The sequence below is a fragment of the Streptomyces tateyamensis genome (assembly GCF_003205575.1).
GTDB lineage: Bacteria > Actinomycetota > Actinomycetes > Streptomycetales > Streptomycetaceae > Kitasatospora > Kitasatospora tateyamensis.
Window position 1 is genome coordinate 1 of record NZ_PYBW01000186.1, and the last position, 16,381, is coordinate 16,381.

The window sequence follows — 16,381 nt, forward strand, 5'->3', positions numbered from 1 at the left end:
CGGCGGCTGCCTATTCGGGCAGGTCCGGGGGCTCCGGCAGCTGCGGCGGCTGCGCGAGGTGGCGGAACTCGGGCTCGTGCGGGTCCGGCAGGTGGCGTAGCTCGGGCAGGTGGGGGATGTCCGGGAGGTGGGACAGTTCGGGCAGGTGCGGGGGCCCCGGCAGGCGGGGCGGGTCGGGCAGGTGGCCGAGTTCCGGTAGGTGCGGGTCGGGCAGATTGGGGGGTCCGGGCAGGTGGGGGATGTCCGGGAGATCGGCGAGGCCGGGCAGTTGCGGGGGCTTCGGCAGCTGCGGCGGCTGCGCGAGGTGGCGGAACTCGGGCTCGTGCGGGTCCGGCAGGTTGGTGAGTTCGGGCAGCTGGGGAGCGTCCGGCAGATTGCTGATCTCGGGCAGTTCCGGCGGCTCCGGCAGGATCGGCACGGCAGGCTCCTTCGCGGTCGGACGGTCCGTCACATCCTCGTTCCGGTCTACCCCGGGGGCAACGCTTGCACCCTGGTACCGGCAGGTCCACGCTGGGGGAGAGGTAGGAGGCGCGCCATGCACAACCAATGGGATGTCGAGCTGTCCTTCGAGGAGGACGGCGTGAACACGCTCTGTGACGCCCGGCTGCTCGGCACCCGGGCCCCGCATCTGGCCGGCCACGGCGAGGCCACCCGCAGCAGCGAGGACCGGCCGCTGGCCAGGATCGGCGAGGAGATGGCCGCCTGTCGGGCGCTGGACGACCTCTCGCACAAGCTCAAGGCGCAGGCGACCGGCGAGATCCAGGACGAGGGGCTCCGCCCCGCCTACCTGATCTACTGAGCCCTCGGCTCGTCTGCCGATCACATGGTGGGACGCGACTTCCGACATGTGGTCAGCGTCCGTACGCTGCCCGCATGATGACCCGTGCCGAAGCCCCGTCCCTGGCCGCCCGAGCCGCGCAGGTGGACGCCTCGCCGGTACGGGAGATCCTCGCGCTGACCGCCCGCCCCGAGGTCATCTCCTTCGCGGGCGGCCTGCCCGCGCCCGAGCTGTTCGACGCGGCGGGCCTGCGCGCCGCCTACGACGCGGTGCTCGCCGAGCGCCCCGCGCAGGTGCTGCAGTACTCGATCACCGAGGGCGATCCGCAGTTGCGCGCCGCGATCGCCGCCCGCTACACCGCCCGGGGCCTGGCCACCACGGCCGCCGACCTGGTGGTCACGGCCGGCTCGCAGCAGGGGCTCAGCCTGCTGGCCACCGCGCTGCTGGAGCCCGGCGACACCGTGCTGGTGGAGGACCCCAGCTACCTGGCCGCCCTGCAGTGCTTCCGGTTCGCCGGCGCGCGGGTGCTGCCGGTGCCCTGCGACGAGCACGGGGTGGACCCGCAGGCGGTGGCCGAGCTGGTCCGCAGCGAGCGGCCCAAACTGCTCTACCTGGTCCCCAACTTCCAGAACCCCACCGGCCGCACGCTGCCCGCCGAGCGCCGCGCCGCGCTGGCCGAGCTGGCGGCGCGGGACGGGGTCTGGCTGGTCGAGGACGACCCGTACGGCGAGCTGCGCTTCGAAGGCCAGGCCCAGCCCTGGCTGGCCGAATTCCCGGAGGCGGCCGACCGCACCGTGACGCTGGGCAGCTTCTCCAAGGTGCTGGCCCCGGGCATGCGACTGGGGTGGCTGCGGGCCCCCGCCGAGCTGCTGCGCGCCTGCGTGATCGCCAAGCAGGCGGCCGACCTGCACACCGCCACCGTCGACCAGGCCGCGGCCGCCCGCTACCTGGCCGACCAGGACCTGGACGCCCACCTGGCCAAGGTCACCCGCGCCTACCGGGCCCGCCGCGACGCGCTGCTGGCCGGGCTGGCCGACACCCTGCCCGCGGGCAGCCGGTGGAACCATCCCGAGGGCGGGATGTTCCTGTGGGTCAACCTCCCGGCCGGCCACGACGCCACGGCCCTGCTGCGCACCGCGATCACCCACGACGTCGCCTACGTCCCCGGCGCCCCCTTCTACGCGGGCCCCGCCGACCCGACCACCCTGCGCATGGCCTTCACCACCCACACCCCGGAGGAGATCGCCGCGGGCCTGCGCCGCCTGGCCCGGGTGTTCTGAGGGCGGACCTCGCGGGGAGCCGGGAAAACCCGTCCCGCGCGGGCTGACGGTGGGTCAGAATGGTGGTATGGACTTCTTCTCCTCGATACCGGAGCCCGAGCCGCGGCCGGAGTTCGAGCGGCCGGCGCCGCCGGAGTGGATGGTGCCCGAGGACGTGCGGCCGATCGGGCTGCCGTTCAACAGGTTGCTGCTGAACAACGCGCGGGTGGCGGTCTTCCTGGACGGGTTGCGGGCCTATCCGGCCGGGTTCGAGTTCGACCTGCACATCCGGTGGGCGCCGGGGCAGGGGCGGCACAGCAATCCGTTCCGCTGGCCCGGGGCGTTCGGGGAGGAGGGCCCGGCGGAGGAGGAGCTGCGGCTCGGGGTGCTCTACGCGGACGGGCGGCGGGCCGCGACCGACCGCAGCCTGCCGTGGAACGCCCGGGAGCGCCGGCAGCAGCCGGTGATCTCCGCCAGCCACGGCTCGGGCAGCGACAACCGGATCGAGCAGCGGTTCTACGTCTGGGGCCTGCCCGAGGAGGGGCCCGTCACCCTGGTCTGGGCCTGGCCGGCCGAGGGCCAGCAGGAGCAGACGGTGCTGCTGGACGGGGACGCGCTGCGCGCGGCCGCGGGCCTGGCCGAGCCGCTCTGGACCGGCTGATCATCGTCCGTACATACTCGACCGGTCGGCAGGGCGATCGAGGGGAACGCATCCGTGCGGTTGGGACGAGTGGCAGTGGTGGGCGGCAGCATCGCCGGGTGCGCGGCGGCGCTGGCGGTGGCCCGCGCGGGCGCCGACGAGGTGGTGGTCCTGGAGCGGGCCGCCCAGGACCTGCAGGACCGCGGGGTGGGCCTGTCGGTGCACGCCGAGCGGTACGCCGAGCTGGCCGAGCTGGGGTACCTGGACGAGTCGATGCCCTGGGTGCGGATAGAGCAGCGGGTCTGGTCCCACCGGGACGGCGAGCTGTTCGGCGGCCGGCGGTTCGCGGTGCAGCCGTTCGCCTTCCGCACCTACAACTGGGGCAGCCTCTGGCGTGAGCTGCGCGGGCGGATCCCGGCCGCGGTGAGCTACCGGACCGGCGCCGTGGTCGCCGAGGTGCGCCCGGACGAGGCGGGCGCCGCGGTGCGGCTGGCCGACGGCAGCGAGGAGCGGTTCGACCTGGTGGTCGGCGCCGACGGCTACCGCTCGGTGGTGCGCGCCGCGGTCGACCCGGGGGACCGCGCGGCCTACGGCGGCTACCTGGCCTGGCGCGGCACACTGCCGGTCGAGCAGCTGCCCGACTGGTCCGAGGCGCTGCTGGAGGGCGAGGCGGCCACCGTCTGCTTCACCGGCGGCCACGTGGTGGCCTACCGCACCCCGGGGCCCGGCGGCCGCGGACAGATGGTCAACTGGGTGCTGTACGCGGTCCCGGACCAGGCCGACGAGCTGCGCTTCGACGACCCCGAGGCGGCCTCGCTGCGGGAGCTGACGCCCGGTCTGGAGCGCCGGCTGCTGCAGCTGGCCGAGCAGGCGCTGCCGCCGTTCTGGGGTGAGGTGGTGCGCCGCACGCCGCCCGGGGAGCGGTTCGTCCAGCCGATGTACGACCTCGCGGTGGAGCGGTACAGCCTCGGCCGGGTGGTGCTGCTGGGCGACGCGGCCTCGATCGCCCGTCCGCACACCGGCAGCGGTGCGGTGAAGGCGCTGCAGGACGCGAGCGCGCTGGAGCGGGCGCTGCGCACCGGCGCCGACCTGGCGGCGGCGCTGGCCGCCTACTCCGCCGAGCGGGCCGAGGTCGGCCGCAAGACCCGCGAACTGGGGCACCGGTTGGGCGTGGCGCAGGTGCAGCAGACCCCCGACTGGTCGCTGCTGGGGCAGCAGGAGCTGGACCAGTGGTGGCTGGGGGTCAACGCCGGCGCCGGCTTCGGCGGCCACGCGCTGCGGCGCTGACGGGGGCTCACCCCCCCGGGGCGCGAACCTACTGACGGGGCGTTATGTCCGAATAGTGATGATCGGCTTGCTAAGCTCGCCCGGTGCGCACCTCCGAGGTCCGGCGGCCCGGCGCCCCGGGCACCCTCGCCCACTGGGCCCCGTACGTGCTGGTGGTCGCCGTCAGCCTGGTGGACCTGTTCAGCCCCCGGGACCAGCGGTACGACCGCTTGCTGGCCGCCGCCCCCGCGCTGGCGGCCTCCAGCTGGGGCGTGTGCGGCACCGCGCTGGTGGGGCTGATCTCGGTCGCCCTGGATCCCAGGGCGAGCGGCTGCTGCTCTACACCGACGGGGTCGGCGAGACCCGCGACGGCCAGGGCACCTTCTATCCGCTGCTGCCCCGGCTCGAGCAGTGGACCGGCGCCCCCGGCGGCCGACTGCTCGAGCTGCTCCGCACCGACCTGCACGCCTACGGCCAGAGCAGCAAGGACGACATCGCGGCCCTGCTGGTGACCCGCCGGACGGAGCATCGGGCCGCAGGCTAGCGCCGCCCCGTGCTGCTCACCCGTTCGGCAGCGCCCTGAGTCGGGGGGCCGCAGGTGCCGCTAATTTCTCGTCAAGATTGTTCTTGACGCAATTCGCCGCTGCTGACCCGGCGTCGGCCTGTCACCTGGCCTGTTGCCCCGGGCGCCACGGTGCCGCCATGCAGGCGGAAGCACCGGGACACCTGGACCGGCCTGCGCGGGTAGTGGATGTTGGTCGCATAATCTGACCCGGCCGTCATCTTGACGGTTGCTACACGTCAGAGCATTTCGACAGGAGTCACACGGTGGTCGCCCAATCAGCTCCGGCCGGTCCCGGCACGGAACCCCCGGTGCGGAGCCGGTTTCGCGCATGGTTGCTGGAGGGCCTGTCGGACCGGGCCAAGCAGCACCCCGGCCCGCACGTGGAGTCCCCCGGCCACGAGGGCCAGCGCTGGTGGCGAGTGATGTGCCTCACCGGTCTGGACTACTTCTCCACCCTCGGGTACCAGCCCGGCATCGCCGCGCTCGCGGCGGGCCTGCTCTCCCCGCTGGCGACCATCGTGCTGGTCCTGGTCACCCTGTTCGGCGCGCTGCCGGTCTACCGCCGGGTCGCTCAGGAGAGCCCGCACGGCGAGGGCTCGATCGCCATGCTGGAGCGGCTGCTGTCGTTCTGGAAGGGCAAGCTCTTCGTGCTCGCCCTGCTCGGCTTCGCGGCCACCGACTTCATCATCACCATCACGCTGTCAGCCGCCGACGCCACCGCCCACCTGGTGGAGAACCCGCACCTGAGCTCGGTGCTCGGCGGCCACCAGGTGCTGATCACGCTGCTGTTGATCGCCCTGCTGGGCGGCGTCTTCCTGAAGGGCTTCAGCGAGGCGATCGGTATGGCGGTCGTGCTGGTCGGCCTCTACCTGGTGCTCAACGTGGTGGTGACGGTGGTCGGCCTCTACCACGTGGTCACCGCCCCGCAGGTGATCACCGACTGGTCCAACGCGCTGACCACCGAGCACGGCAACATCTTCGCGATGATCGGCGTCTCGCTGGTGGTCTTCCCGAAGCTGGCGCTGGGCATGTCCGGCTTCGAGACCGGCGTCGCGGTGATGCCGCACATCAAGGGCGACCCGGGCGAGACCGAGGAGAACCCGGTCGGCCGGATCCGTGGTGCCCGCAAGCTGCTGACCACGGCGGCGATCATCATGAGCGTCTTCCTGATCGCCACCAGCTTCGTCACCACGCTGCTGATCCCGGCCGACGAGTTCAAGACCGGCGGCCAGGCCAACGGCCGTGCGCTGGCCTTCCTGGCGCACAAGTACCTGGGCGGGGCCTTCGGCAGCGTCTACGACCTGTCCACCATCGCCATCCTCTGGTTCGCCGGCGCCTCCGCGATGGCCGGCCTGCTCAACCTGATGCCGCGTTACCTGCCCCGCTACGGCATGGCGCCCAGCTGGGCCCGCGCGGTGCGCCCGATGGTGCTGGTGCTGACGGCGGTCTCGTTCCTGATCACCTGGATCTTCGACGCCAACGTCGACGCGCAGGGCGGCGCCTACGCCACCGGTGTGCTGGTGCTGATCACCTCCGCGGCCATCGCGGTGACCATCGCGGCCCGCAAGGCCCGGCAGCGCGGCTGGACCTGGGCGTTCGGGGTGATCGCGCTGGTGTTCATCTACACCACCGTGGTCAACACGGCCGAGCGGCCGGACGGTGTGAAGATCGGTGCCTGCTTCATCGTGGCGATGATCCTGGTCTCGCTGCTCTCCCGGGTGGCCCGCGCCTTCGAGCTGCGGGTGACCGACGTGGTGCTCGACCCCACCGCCGACCGGTTCCTGCGGGACGCCGCGCACCGCACCATCCGGCTGATCGCCAACGAGCCGAACAACCGCGACGACGAGGAGTACCGGGAGAAGAAGCGGCAGATCCGCAACGACAACGACATCCCGGCCGAGGACGACCTGGTCTTCGTCGAGGTCAAGGTCACCGACCCCTCGGAGTTCGAGGCCGAACTGAAGGTGCGCGGCGAGGTGCTGCACGACCGCTACCGGGTGCTGGTGGTGGAGAGCTCCAGCGTGCCGAACTCGCTGGCCGCGCTCGCCCTGCACGTGCGGGACGTGACCGGGCGCCAGCCGCACCTCTACTTCGAGTGGACCGAGGGCAACCCGCTGGCCCAGTTCCTGCGGTTCTTCCTGTTCGGCCAGGGCGAGGTGGCCCCGGTCACCCGCGAGGTGCTGCGCGAGGCCGAGCCGGACCGCAGCCGCCGCCCGCGGGTGCACGTGGGCTGACGGCTCGTCCGGCGACGGCGAGGGGCCCGGACCACCGGTCCGGGCCCCTCGCCGTGCTCAGAACCGGCCGTCAGCCCAGCCCGACCCAGCCGAGCACGGTCTGCACCAGCAGGATGGTGGACATCAGTGCCACCCCGACCACCACCGTGGTCGCCGCGACCCGGTACCGCGGGCCGTTCGCCGCCGCCCCCAGCAGCGAGCGCCGGTTGGTCAGCACCAGCAGGTAGACCAGCACGATCGGGCTGATCAGGCCCTGCAGCACCTGGGTGCCGATCAGCAGCTGGATCACGTCCACCGGGGTCAGCGCGACGATCGCGCCCAGCGCGATCTGCGCGGTGAACAGGCCCAGGAAGAGCGGGGCGTCGCGGAAGCTGCGGGAGACCGAGCGCTCCACCCCGGCCGCCTCGCCCACCGCGTAGCTGGCCGACAGCGGCACCACCGCGCCGGCCAGCGCCGAGGCGCCCAGCAGCCCGAGCGCGAACAGCACCTCGGCCCCCCGCCCGGCCACCGGCCGCAGCGCCGAGGCGGCCTGGGCGGCCGACTCCAGCGGACCGGTGCCGCCGATCGCGGAGGCGGTCGCGATGATGATGGTCAGGCTGATCAGGCAGGCGAAGACCGCGCCGATGATCGCGTCGGCCCGGATCAGCTTGTAGTCCTGCGGCTTGGACCCGCGGTCCACCACGCCGGCGGCCGCGTAGAACTGCATGTACGGGCTGACCGTGGTGCCGATCAGCGCCACCGCCAGCAGGATGAAGCTCTTGTTCGCCTCCACGTGCGGCACCAGCAGGTGCTCGCCGACCGTGCCCCAGTGCGGGTGGCCCAGCACCATCGCGACCGGGTAGGCGAAGAAGGCCAGCGAGAAGACCAGGAAGATCCGCTCGGCCCAGCGGTAGGAGCCGAACAGCACCAGCGCCCAGAGCAGCACCGCGGCCGGCGGGATCACCGCCCACTTGGGCACCCCGAGCAGCCCGAAGGCGGCACCGATGCCGGCGAACTCGGAGACCACCAGGCCGGTGTTGGCCAGCATCAGGCAGGCCACCGCCAGCGCGGTCAGCCGCAGGCTGAACTGCTCGCGGATCAGCGCGCCCAGCCCCTTGCCGGTGTAGGCGCCGAGCCGGACCGCCATCTCCTGCACCATCACCAGGGCGACGGTGACCAGCACCATGAAGAACAGCGTGCCGTAGGTGAACTGCGAACCGGCCGAGGCGTAGGTGGCGATGCCGGCCGCGTCGTTGCCCGCGTTGGCGGCCACCAGGCCGGGGCCGGCGATCATGGCCAGCGCGGCGATCCGGCCCCAGCGCCGGCGCGGGGCGGATCGGCCGGGCGCCGCGGCGGGCTCGGCCACGGCGGCGGGCGAGGAGCCCGTGTCCAGGTCGCTGGTCACTGCAGGAACCTCCGGAAGTGCAGCCGGCCGCGCTCAGGCAGCAGGGCGTCGAGAATGTCGTCGGCCAGGATCCGGCCGACCGGGCGGTCCGTCTCGTCCACCACCAGCAGCGAGGAGGCCCGGGCGGCCACCAGCCGGTCGGCGGCCTCGGCCAGCCGGGTGTCCGGACGGACCGTCACCGGCTTGCCGAACTGGGCCAGCCAGTCCGTCAGGTCGGCCAGCACGGTGGAGTCCTCGGCCACCGCCAGGTCGAAGAGCGGGACGTCGGCGAGCAGCCGGCCGTCCTGGTCCAGCACCGCGACGGCGTCGATCTCGGTGCGGTGCTCCGCCTGGGCGGCCAGTTCGGCGCGCACCTCGGCCACACTCTGACCCGGCTCGGCGGTGATCAGCAGCGTGGTCATCGCACCACCGGCGGTGCCCTCGCGGTGCTTGAGCAGGCCGCGCAGCTCGGCGGCCTCCCCGGCGGGCATCCGGGCCAGCAGGGTCTCCCGCTCGCCGGGCTCCAGGTCGCGCAGCGCGTCGGCGGCCTCGTCCGGCTCCATCTCGTCCACCAGCCGGGCGGCGTGCTCCGGCGGCGCCTCGCGCAGCAGGTTCTCCAGCTCGGTGGGCTCCATCTCCTCCAGCGCGTCGGCCGCCTGCTCCGGCTCCAGCCAGCCGAGCAGCTGCTGGCGCTCGGTGCGGCCGAGGTCCTCCAGGATGTCGGCCAGGTCGGCCGGGCGCAGCTGGTGCAGCGCCGAGCGGGAGGCCCGCAGCCGCACCTCGGCGGGCCCGGCGGTGGCCTGGGCGCCGAACGGCGCGATGGCCTGCCAGTCCAGCACCCGGTCCGGGGTGGGCCGCACCTGCCAGCGGCGCGGGCCGAGTCGGCGCAGCAGGGTGGGCAGCGAGACGTCCACGCCGACCAGCACCACCCGGCCGGTGAGCGGTGCCAGGTACAGGTCGGCGGCCCGGGTCACCTGGACCCCGTCCACGTCGACCAGCTGGTGGTCCATCACGTCCCGGGCCAGCAGCACCTCGCCGGGACGGCGGCTGAACTCGCGCAGGTCGACCCGGGCGGTGCGCAGCCGGACCTGGCCGGCCTGCACCCGCTCGATCCGCTCCGCGGCCAGGAAGGCGCGGCGCCGCCCGATCCGGATGATCAGGCCGGTGACCGGCGGGTACGGGTCGCTGCCGTAGAGCTTGGCGACCACGTCGACCACCCGGCCGACCTCCTCGCCGGCCTGGTTGGTCACCGGGCCGCCGACCAGGCCGGCCAGCGACACCAGGGTGCCGCGCACCGTCCGGTTGGCGGTGGCGCGCTGGTCGAGGCCGGTGCGCCGGTCGCGCAGCCGGGAAGCGGTGGTCATGAACAGAGTGTTGCTGGCCAAGGTGAACACCCCCTGGCCCCGGTATGGATCCGGGGCGCCGGGCGGCAGCGGGCAGCAGGCGTTCCTGAGGGGGCGTCGGTCGACGGTGCGCCGGTCGACGGTGCGTCAGGAACGGGCAGGCTGCGGCGAGCCGCGGAAGGTCGGTGAATGGGTAGCGGGGAGGGGCCGACTATGACCCGGACTACTGTCCATCTCGCCTCCCTCCGGGTTGTGCTGCCGAAGCCGCGAACAGGATAGGGCCTGCCGCCCCCCGGCCACCGCGTCCAATACCAAGCCTTGACCTCATACCAGGACCTCCCGCCCCGCCTCGTCCGCCACGTCTTCCAGGTGCCAGTGCAGGTCGCGTACCCCGGATTCGAGCGAGAGCCGACTCACCACCTGCTCCAGGGCGCTGGTCGCCTCCCCGTCCACGGCGACCGTGGCGCGCAGGCTGGTCAGTTCGCCGTCCGCCTCGCGGTGCGCCCGCAGCCCGGTCGGGGCCAGCCGGGAGGCGGCCAGCGCCTGGACCAGCAGGGCGCGGACGTGGGTCTCGCCCCGTCGCTCGCAGCGCAGGTGCACGGTGGCGAGCAGCTGCGCGTCCGGGTCGCTGCCGGCGGCCGGCGCGCGGTCCAGCAGCCGGGCGGCCGGGCGCAGCACCAGGTGGACGGCGAGCACGGTGAGGGTGCCCAGCATCGCCAGGATCAGCTTGCCGGACGCGGCCAGCACTCCGACCGCGGCCGAACACCAGAGCGTGGCAGCGGTGTTGAGGCCGCGTACGCCGCCGCCGTCCTTGAGGATCACGCCGCCGCCGAGGAAGCCGATCCCGGACACCACGTAGGAGGCGACCCGGGTGGGGCTGCCGGTGTCGGCGACCGCCTCGCTGTACAGCACGAACAGGGTGGCGCCGGCCGCGACCAGCGCGTTGGTGCGCAGGCCCGCCATCCGGGCCCGCCACTGCCGCTCCACTCCGATCAGGGCGCCGCAGCCGACGCCGGTGACGAGCCGGATCAGGAAGTCGAAGGTGGTCAGGGTGTGCATGAGGCCTCCCTTGCCCCGCGATGGGGAGGTCGGCGGCGCGCGGCACTGGTCCCCACCGCGAGCACGCGACCGATGCTCCGTCAGGCCGTGGTGGGCCGTGCGGAGTCAGGCCGGGCGGGGTGGCGGGAGAGCCGGCTACCGGGTGCCGGGAAGGTACGAGGACAGGCGTGCGCAGGGTCGTTTGTGACCCGGACTACTACTGCTGGAATCCATGTCTCTCGCCTCCTCCCGGCCGGGACGCACCGGTGCGGTGCGCGCCATCGACACGGCAAGGAGCTCGCCAGCACGCAGGAACGCTGCCGACTCACCCCAACTCGTCAGAGCTTTGGCACTCCACGGCGTGATCCCGCACTCCCTCCGGCCTTCGGCCGGAGGTGCCCCCATGGGCGCGGGAAGCCACTTGGGATCAACCCTTAACTCGGGAAGACCTGTCCTGAACCTGGGCGTCTCTCGACGTCGTCGGGTCAGTGGCCTGTGTCCGTGAAGACGCCTCACCGAACGAGGTGCCTTTCAAACGTTTACAAGCCTAAACCATCGCCGTGTCGCAGCTTGCGGATTTTACCTAATCTTGACCCGTGAGGGGCGACGCCGACCGGTGTCAAAGTCGCGTGAAAACAGGCCGGTTCCGCGTAGTCGGACCGTCAGGAGCGGGTGCGGGCCGGGCGGATCGGGTCTCCACTGGGAGCTGGAAGCGGTTCGCCCGGCTCGGGCGGGCCGCCCGCACGGCAGTGGAAGGAAGCGATCCGCCATGACCGATCTCCAGGTGGGCGCCCCGGCGCGGCCCGGCGCCCGCCGGTTCAGCCCCGAGGCGGCCCGGGCCCCGCGCCCGGCCCCGGTGCCGCCGGCGATGGTGCGCGCCGCCCGTCCGGCCGAACCGGCGGTGGTCGTCGAGGCAGTGGCGGCGGAGGCGGAGGCGGGCGCGGAACCGGGGCCCGCGCCCCTGCGCTGCCGGTGCGCCTTCGGCTACCTGGACTGACCGCCGTGCCCGCCGCGCCGACCGACCCGCCGCGCTTCGTACCGGTCCGCACCGCGGCCGGCGTGCCGCACCTGCGGCTGTTCCGCCGCCGTGACGGCAGCCGCTGCGCCGCGGTCTTCAGCTCGCTCCCGGCGCTGCACGAACTGCTCGGCGCTCAGGAGGAGTTCACCATGCTCACCGAGCGGGCGGTGCGGGCGCTGTGCGAGCCGCTGGGAGTGCGGCGGCTGCTGCTGGACCCGCGGTTGGTGGCACCGGCCGCTCGGCCGGTGGCTGCGGCGGCAGCGCCGGTGGTCCGCCCGGTGGTGCCGGTGGAGGGCCGACCGGCGCCCGGTCAGGCGGTGCGCTCGCGGCGGCTGAGGTAGGCCACCAGGACCACCACCAGCGCCAGCACCGCCAGGGTCACCGGGCCGGTGCCCAGCCCCAGGCCGCCGCGCTCCTTGCCCACGCCCAGCCAGTCGGCGAACGAGGCGCCGAGCGGGCGGGTCAGCACGTAGGCCCACCAGAACGAGAGCACCGCGCCCAGCCGCAGGAAGCGGTGGGCCAGCGCGGGGACCAGGATCAGGCCGGCGAACAGGAAGCCGGAGCTCAGGTAGCCCAGGCCCAGCGTGGCCGCGGTCAGGTCGCCGACCGCGGTGCCCAGCGCGAAGGTGGTCAGCACCGCCGCCCAGTAGAAGAGCTCGCGGCGGGTGCCGGTGATCGTGTCCACCGACAGGGTGCCCTCGACCTTGTACCAGAGCCCGAACAGGGCCAGCAGCAGGACGGCGAAGCCGGCTGCCGAGCCCGCGTACGGGATCCCGACCACCTTGTGCAGCACGTCGGCCGCCATGGTGCCGAAGACGCTGACCATCACCACGGCCAGCCAGTAGACCCCGGTGACGTACCGCAGGGTGCGTAGCTGCCAGGCCAGCGCGGCGGCCAGCACCAGCAGCGCGCCGGCCACCGCGAGCACCGGGTCGAAGGTCTTGGCCAGGAAGTCCGAGGCGGTCTCGCCCATGCCGGTGGTGAGGATCTTGGTGAACCAGAACAGGCCGGTCACCGCCGGCACCTTGGTCAGGGCCAGGGCGGCGGGCGCGGTGGCGCGGTGCTGGTGGGCGGACTCGGTGGCCGTGATGCCGGAGATGACGGCACCCCTCTCGGGACAGTGCGGTGTCGTGGACGCCCGGGTCCGGCGTCTACGGCAATGTAGACGGTCTCCCCGCGGGGCGTCCAACCACCCCCCGGTCGCTCCGGGTTCGCCCGTTCGTGCGGATCCGCGGGCGGTATAAAGGGGTCCATGACCAGGAAGCCGCCGTCCGCCTCCGTGACCCTGGAGGACGTTGCCCGGGTGGCCGGGGTGTCCCGGGCCACCGTGTCCAGGGTGGTCAACGGCCGGGCCACGGTGGACCCGGCGCTGCGCTCGGTGGTGGAGCAGGCGATCGCCGCCACCGCCTACGTGCCCAACCGGGCGGCCCGCTCGCTGGTCACCGGCAGCACCGGCTCGATCGCGCTGGTCGTCTCCGAGGAGGGCCGGCAGACCGCGCAGCGGCACCCGGCCGACGAGACGCACCCGAGCTTCGCCGGCCGCATCTTCACCGACCCGTTCTTCGGCCGGGTGGTCGGCGGGGTGATGGGCGAGATCCGCCCGCGCGGGGTGCAGATGGTGCTGCTGCTGGTCGACGACGAGCAGTCGCGCCGCCAGCTCCTCAACTACCTGCGCCAGGGCCACGTGGACGGGGTGGTGCTGATCTCCACCCATGCCGAGGACCCGCTGCCCGAGTGGCTGGCCGACGCCCGGGTGCCCGCGGTGATGTCGGCCCAGCCGGTGCGGCCGGTGCCGATCGGCTGGGTCGAGGTGGACCAGCGCGGCGGGGTCGGCCTGGCCGTGGACCACCTGGTGGCCGGCGGCCGGCGGCGGATCGCCACGGTGACCGGGCCGCTGGACACCCCGGCGGCCCGGGAGCGGCTGGCCGGCTTCCGCGAGCGGCTGGCCGGCCACGGGCTGGCCCCGGCGGCGGAGGTGGAGGGCGACTTCACCCAGGCGGGCGGGGCGGTGGCGATGCGGCGGCTGCTGGAGCTGGCGCCGAAGGCCGACGCGGTCTTCGTCGCCTCCGACCTGATGGCGCTGGGGGCCCTGCCGGTGCTGCACCGCAGCGGACGCCGGGTGCCGGCCGACGTGGCGGTGGTCGGCTTCGACGACAGCAGTGCGGCGCTGGCCTGCGACCCGCCGCTGACCACGGTCCGCCAGCCGGTGGAGGAGATGTCCGCGCGGATGGTCCGGCTGCTGCTGGACCGGCTGGCCGACCCGGCGGCGGAGCCGCTGTCGGCGTGGTTCTCGGCCTCGCTGGTGGTGCGCGACTCGGCGTGACCGGCGGCCGGGTCAGTGGGGCCGGGTGAGCCAGCTGCTCAGGGCCCAGTGCCAGTGCAGGGTGTGGGACACCGTGTCGTCCGGAGGCGGGGGTTGGCCGAAGGGGGTGAGGTCGGCGAGGCGGCGCAGGCGGTGCTTGACCGTGTTGGGGTGCAGGTGGAGGGCGGCCGCGGTGCGGTCGATCCGGCTGCCCCGGTCCAGGTAGGCCAGCGCGGTGCGGGCCAGCCGGTGGTGCGCCGGGTCCAGCGGGTCCAGGCCCGCCAGCAGGTCGGCGGCCAGCAGCGGGCCCAGGTCGGCGGCCGCGTCGGTGGCCACGGGCAGGGCGAGCTCGGTGAGCCGGTGGGTTCCGGTGCGCCCGCGGCGGCGCGCGGCGGCCAGGGCGGAGCGGGCCAGCCGGTAGCCGGTGGGCAGCTGCGGCGCGGCCAGCGGCGGCGAGCTGACGGACAGTTCGGCCCGGGCGGCGACGGGCCGCACGGAGACCGTGCACAGGTAGCCCTCGACCAGCGCTGACGTCCCGTCGGTCAGCGGCGCCTGCTGAGGGTCCGTCACCTCGCCGAGCAGCAAATGGTAGCGCCCGTGCGGGTCCAGCCCCGCCGCCGCCAGGCGGTCCAGCGCGCCGTCCACCAGCACCTCGCGCAGCGCCTGGATCCGGGCGGCCCGGCCCGCCGCGAGCAGCCGCAGCTCGGTCTGCTGGTAGGCGACGATCAGGCGCTGTTGCAACTCTCCGGCATAGGCGTCGAGTTCGACCATCACCTCGACCAGGTCCGGCAGCGCGGGCGCAGCCTGGCCGGGGTCCGGCCGGTCGGCGTCCAGCCGTTCGGCCAGGCAGCGGAACACCTGGGTGCGGGCCGCCCGGAACCCGTCCAGCAGCGCGGCCAGCGGCACCCCCTGGACCGCCCGGTCCGCCGCCAGCAGGGCGGCCGCCCGCAGCTGTTCGCGGTCCAGCCCGCCGGTGTCCAGGAAGGCGGTGGCCACCGCGGTCAGCAGGGCCGCGATGTGCCGCCGCACCTCCTGCTCCGGCAGCGCGCCCACCTGCGGGGAGCCGGCCCGGGCGGCGTCCACCACGGACTGCAGCACCCCGGGGTCGGCCCGCAGTTGCGCCATCGCCCGGCGGACCGACTGCTGCGCTGGTCCCGCCACCCCACTACCGTCCCGTCAGCCGTCCCGTCAGCCGCTCTTCGCGGAGAGCGAGTTCAGCACGCTCGGGTCCAGCTTGACCGCCCGCTCGCGCTGGGGGAAGGTGCCGACCGGGACCCGGGCCACCTCGGTGGCGGTGGCGTAGTCGACCACCGACACCTGGCCGGCCTGGCTGAGCGAGACGAAGCAGTACCGCCCGTCCGGCCCGCCCGAGGTGGCCCAGTACGGCAGGCTCCCGGCCGGGTAGCCGACCCGCCCGGCGGTGAAGAGCCCGTCGGTGGTGACGATCGCGGTGTAGTCGTCGATGGTCCCCACGTCGCACAGCCGGTTCTGGTCGCCGGAGAGCGCCAGCCCGTGGTGGGCGGAGTTCTTCGGGTAGGAGTCGGGGGCCAGCGCCTGCCCCGCCGGGCTGAACGGCATCGGCACGGTGGCGGTGGTCCGGCTGGAGTCCAGGTCGTAGCGGACGAACCCGTTGAAGTAGGAGAGCTGGGTGTAGAGCGTGGTCCCGTCCGCGGCCAGTACGTTGGGCCGGATGCCGTGCGGGAAGCTCCAGGTCTTGACCACCTTCAGCGTGCTCGCGTCCACCTTGGTCAGCTGGAAGCTGCCCTTGAGGAACTCCAGCGCCTGCGGGAAGGTGACCACCCCGATGCTGGAGTTGTAGATGTACTTCCCGTCCGGGGTGAAGTCGTTCTGGTGCGGATAGGAGCCGGTCGGGAAGGTGCCGACCACCGCGCCGGTGGCGGTGTCGAGCACCTTGGCCTCGTTGGCGGTGGTGGCCGAGATCACCCAGCGGGTGCCGTCGGGGGACAGGGCGGCGTGGTCCGCGTGGAAGCCGTCCAGCCGGGTGCGCCAGAGCTGGCGGTGGGTGGCCAGGTCGTAGGCCACGGTGTCGTCCAGGTTGCCGCGCGAGACGTAGAGGGTGCGCCCGTCCGGCGAGAGCGCGACGTCGTCCACGAAGCGGTCGCCGCCCTCCACGTTCTTGACGATGGCGTAGCCCGCCTGCTGCACCAGGTCCATCTGGCTCAGGCGCTGCTGCAGGTCCGGGACGACATCGAAGCTGCCCAGGTTGGCGAAGGTGCGGGCGTCCACGAAGCTCACCGTGCCGGACTGGCTGTTGCCGACCAGCAGCACGTCCCGCAGAGGCGTGGAGTCGGCGTGCGCTCCGGTGGCGGCCAGGGCCGGGCCGGCCAGCGTGAGCAGGGCGACCCAGCTGCGCAGCAGGCGGTTCCGCAGGGTCCGGGCGGTCATCGGCGCTCCTCTCAACAGGGGGCCGCGGTGGTGGAGTTGACGCGGCTGCGGCAAGTGTGGCCGCGGTGCGGCCGGCGGGCCATGGCTCCGGTCGCCAACGTTGGCGACGGCGGTTGGCGGTGGGGGACAAGGCGGGCGGCGGGCGGAAAGTATGCAGCGCAGGTGTACA

Annotated in this window: 16 protein-coding genes and 1 riboswitch; of the genes, 9 read left to right on the top strand and 7 right to left on the bottom strand. The window is 73.8% G+C overall.

Annotated elements, in window-relative coordinates:
• Positions 1–10: 10 nt before the first annotated feature.
• Positions 11–418: a hypothetical protein gene (locus C7C46_RS35510; RefSeq protein ID WP_181442645.1), complete on the bottom strand. Its 408-nt coding sequence runs from the start codon at positions 416–418 to the stop codon at positions 11–13.
• A gap of 117 nt (positions 419–535) precedes the next feature.
• Here C7C46_RS35510 and C7C46_RS31660 point away from each other — a divergent pair, with 117 nt between their 5' ends.
• From C7C46_RS31660 to C7C46_RS31685, 6 genes are all read left to right on the top strand, one after another.
• Complete coding sequence (locus C7C46_RS31660; protein ID WP_110673364.1) at positions 536–799, top strand: dsRBD fold-containing protein; 264 nt, start codon at positions 536–538, stop codon at positions 797–799.
• Between the two features lie 74 nt (positions 800–873).
• Positions 874–2,058: an aminotransferase-like domain-containing protein gene (locus C7C46_RS31665; protein WP_110673365.1), complete on the top strand. Its 1,185-nt coding sequence runs from the start codon at positions 874–876 to the stop codon at positions 2,056–2,058.
• 67 nt (positions 2,059–2,125) lie between these two features.
• Positions 2,126–2,698: a hypothetical protein gene (locus C7C46_RS31670; protein WP_110673366.1), complete on the top strand. Its 573-nt coding sequence runs from the start codon at positions 2,126–2,128 to the stop codon at positions 2,696–2,698.
• A 54-nt stretch (positions 2,699–2,752) separates the two neighbouring features.
• Positions 2,753–3,964 carry an FAD-dependent monooxygenase gene (locus C7C46_RS31675; protein WP_110673367.1) on the top strand — a complete coding sequence of 404 codons (1,212 nt, stop codon included), beginning with the start codon at positions 2,753–2,755 and terminating at the stop codon, positions 3,962–3,964.
• A 253-nt stretch (positions 3,965–4,217) separates the two neighbouring features.
• Complete coding sequence (locus C7C46_RS36985) at positions 4,218–4,487, top strand: SpoIIE family protein phosphatase (protein WP_342775459.1); 270 nt, start codon at positions 4,218–4,220, stop codon at positions 4,485–4,487.
• Positions 4,488–4,771: 284 nt separating this feature from the next.
• Complete coding sequence (locus tag C7C46_RS31685) at positions 4,772–6,742, top strand: APC family permease (RefSeq protein WP_110673368.1); 1,971 nt, start codon at positions 4,772–4,774, stop codon at positions 6,740–6,742.
• 70 nt (positions 6,743–6,812) lie between these two features.
• On the opposite strand, the gene C7C46_RS31690 is transcribed toward C7C46_RS31685, so the two are convergent.
• The 3 genes from C7C46_RS31690 to C7C46_RS31700 all read right to left on the bottom strand — a co-directional run bounded on the left by C7C46_RS31690 (position 6,813) and on the right by C7C46_RS31700 (position 10,507).
• On the bottom strand, positions 6,813–8,126 hold the full coding sequence (locus C7C46_RS31690) for an NRAMP family divalent metal transporter (RefSeq protein ID WP_245985256.1): 1,314 nt from the start codon (positions 8,124–8,126) through the stop codon (positions 6,813–6,815).
• The gene (locus C7C46_RS31695; RefSeq protein ID WP_245985257.1) at positions 8,123–9,469 is read right to left on the bottom strand and encodes a magnesium transporter MgtE N-terminal domain-containing protein; all 1,347 of its coding nucleotides are present in this window, start codon (positions 9,467–9,469) and stop codon (positions 8,123–8,125) included. Before C7C46_RS31695 ends, C7C46_RS31690 begins: the two co-directional genes overlap by 4 nt.
• A 303-nt stretch (positions 9,470–9,772) precedes the next feature.
• Positions 9,773–10,507 carry an MgtC/SapB family protein gene (locus C7C46_RS31700; RefSeq protein WP_110673369.1) on the bottom strand — a complete coding sequence of 245 codons (735 nt, stop codon included), beginning with the start codon at positions 10,505–10,507 and terminating at the stop codon, positions 9,773–9,775.
• A gap of 301 nt (positions 10,508–10,808) precedes the next feature.
• A riboswitch (M-box (ykoK) riboswitch) is annotated at positions 10,809–11,017 on the bottom strand.
• Positions 11,018–11,255: 238 nt separating this feature from the next.
• Here C7C46_RS31700 and C7C46_RS31705 point away from each other — a divergent pair.
• Together C7C46_RS31705 and C7C46_RS31710 are read left to right on the top strand one after the other, a co-directional pair.
• Positions 11,256–11,483 carry a hypothetical protein gene (locus C7C46_RS31705; protein WP_110673370.1) on the top strand — a complete coding sequence of 76 codons (228 nt, stop codon included), beginning with the start codon at positions 11,256–11,258 and terminating at the stop codon, positions 11,481–11,483.
• 5 nt (positions 11,484–11,488) lie between these two features.
• Positions 11,489–11,845 (top strand): SAV_915 family protein, encoded by a 357-nt coding sequence (locus C7C46_RS31710; protein WP_110673371.1) that lies wholly within the window; start codon positions 11,489–11,491, stop codon positions 11,843–11,845.
• On the opposite strand, the gene C7C46_RS31715 is transcribed toward C7C46_RS31710, so the two are convergent.
• Positions 11,815–12,519, bottom strand: a complete 705-nt coding sequence (locus tag C7C46_RS31715; RefSeq protein WP_342775460.1) for a COG4705 family protein — start codon at positions 12,517–12,519, stop codon at positions 11,815–11,817. The genes C7C46_RS31710 and C7C46_RS31715 overlap by 31 nt on opposite strands.
• Before the next feature lie 237 nt (positions 12,520–12,756).
• Here C7C46_RS31715 and C7C46_RS31720 point away from each other — a divergent pair, with 237 nt between their 5' ends.
• Positions 12,757–13,827 carry a LacI family DNA-binding transcriptional regulator gene (locus tag C7C46_RS31720; RefSeq protein ID WP_110673372.1) on the top strand — a complete coding sequence of 357 codons (1,071 nt, stop codon included), beginning with the start codon at positions 12,757–12,759 and terminating at the stop codon, positions 13,825–13,827.
• A 12-nt stretch (positions 13,828–13,839) separates the two neighbouring features.
• Here the strand turns inward: C7C46_RS31720 and C7C46_RS31725 are convergent, their stop codons facing one another.
• Both C7C46_RS31725 and C7C46_RS31730 read right to left on the bottom strand, forming a co-directional pair.
• Positions 13,840–14,967 (bottom strand): helix-turn-helix domain-containing protein, encoded by a 1,128-nt coding sequence (locus C7C46_RS31725; RefSeq protein ID WP_146259298.1) that lies wholly within the window; start codon positions 14,965–14,967, stop codon positions 13,840–13,842.
• A 27-nt stretch (positions 14,968–14,994) separates the two neighbouring features.
• Entirely contained in the window at positions 14,995–16,212 is a 1,218-nt protein-coding gene (locus tag C7C46_RS31730) for a YncE family protein (RefSeq protein WP_110673374.1), read from the bottom strand.
• Positions 16,213–16,381: the final 169 nt, after the last annotated feature.

What these genes read in the sequence shown, in the direction of transcription:
- C7C46_RS31695 (WP_245985257.1), bottom strand. Translation starts at nt 9,469, where the DNA reads ATGACCACCGCTTCCCGGCTGCGCGACCGGCGCACCGGCCTCGACCAG.
- C7C46_RS31730 (WP_110673374.1), bottom strand. Translation starts at nt 16,212, where the DNA reads ATGACCGCCCGGACCCTGCGGAACCGCCTGCTGCGCAGCTGGGTCGCC.
- C7C46_RS31670 (WP_110673366.1), top strand. Translation starts at nt 2,126, where the DNA reads ATGGACTTCTTCTCCTCGATACCGGAGCCCGAGCCGCGGCCGGAGTTC.
- C7C46_RS31660 (WP_110673364.1), top strand. Translation starts at nt 536, where the DNA reads ATGCACAACCAATGGGATGTCGAGCTGTCCTTCGAGGAGGACGGCGTG.
- C7C46_RS31700 (WP_110673369.1), bottom strand. Translation starts at nt 10,507, where the DNA reads ATGCACACCCTGACCACCTTCGACTTCCTGATCCGGCTCGTCACCGGC.
- C7C46_RS31705 (WP_110673370.1), top strand. Translation starts at nt 11,256, where the DNA reads ATGACCGATCTCCAGGTGGGCGCCCCGGCGCGGCCCGGCGCCCGCCGG.
- C7C46_RS31665 (WP_110673365.1), top strand. Translation starts at nt 874, where the DNA reads ATGATGACCCGTGCCGAAGCCCCGTCCCTGGCCGCCCGAGCCGCGCAG.
- C7C46_RS31720 (WP_110673372.1), top strand. Translation starts at nt 12,757, where the DNA reads ATGACCAGGAAGCCGCCGTCCGCCTCCGTGACCCTGGAGGACGTTGCC.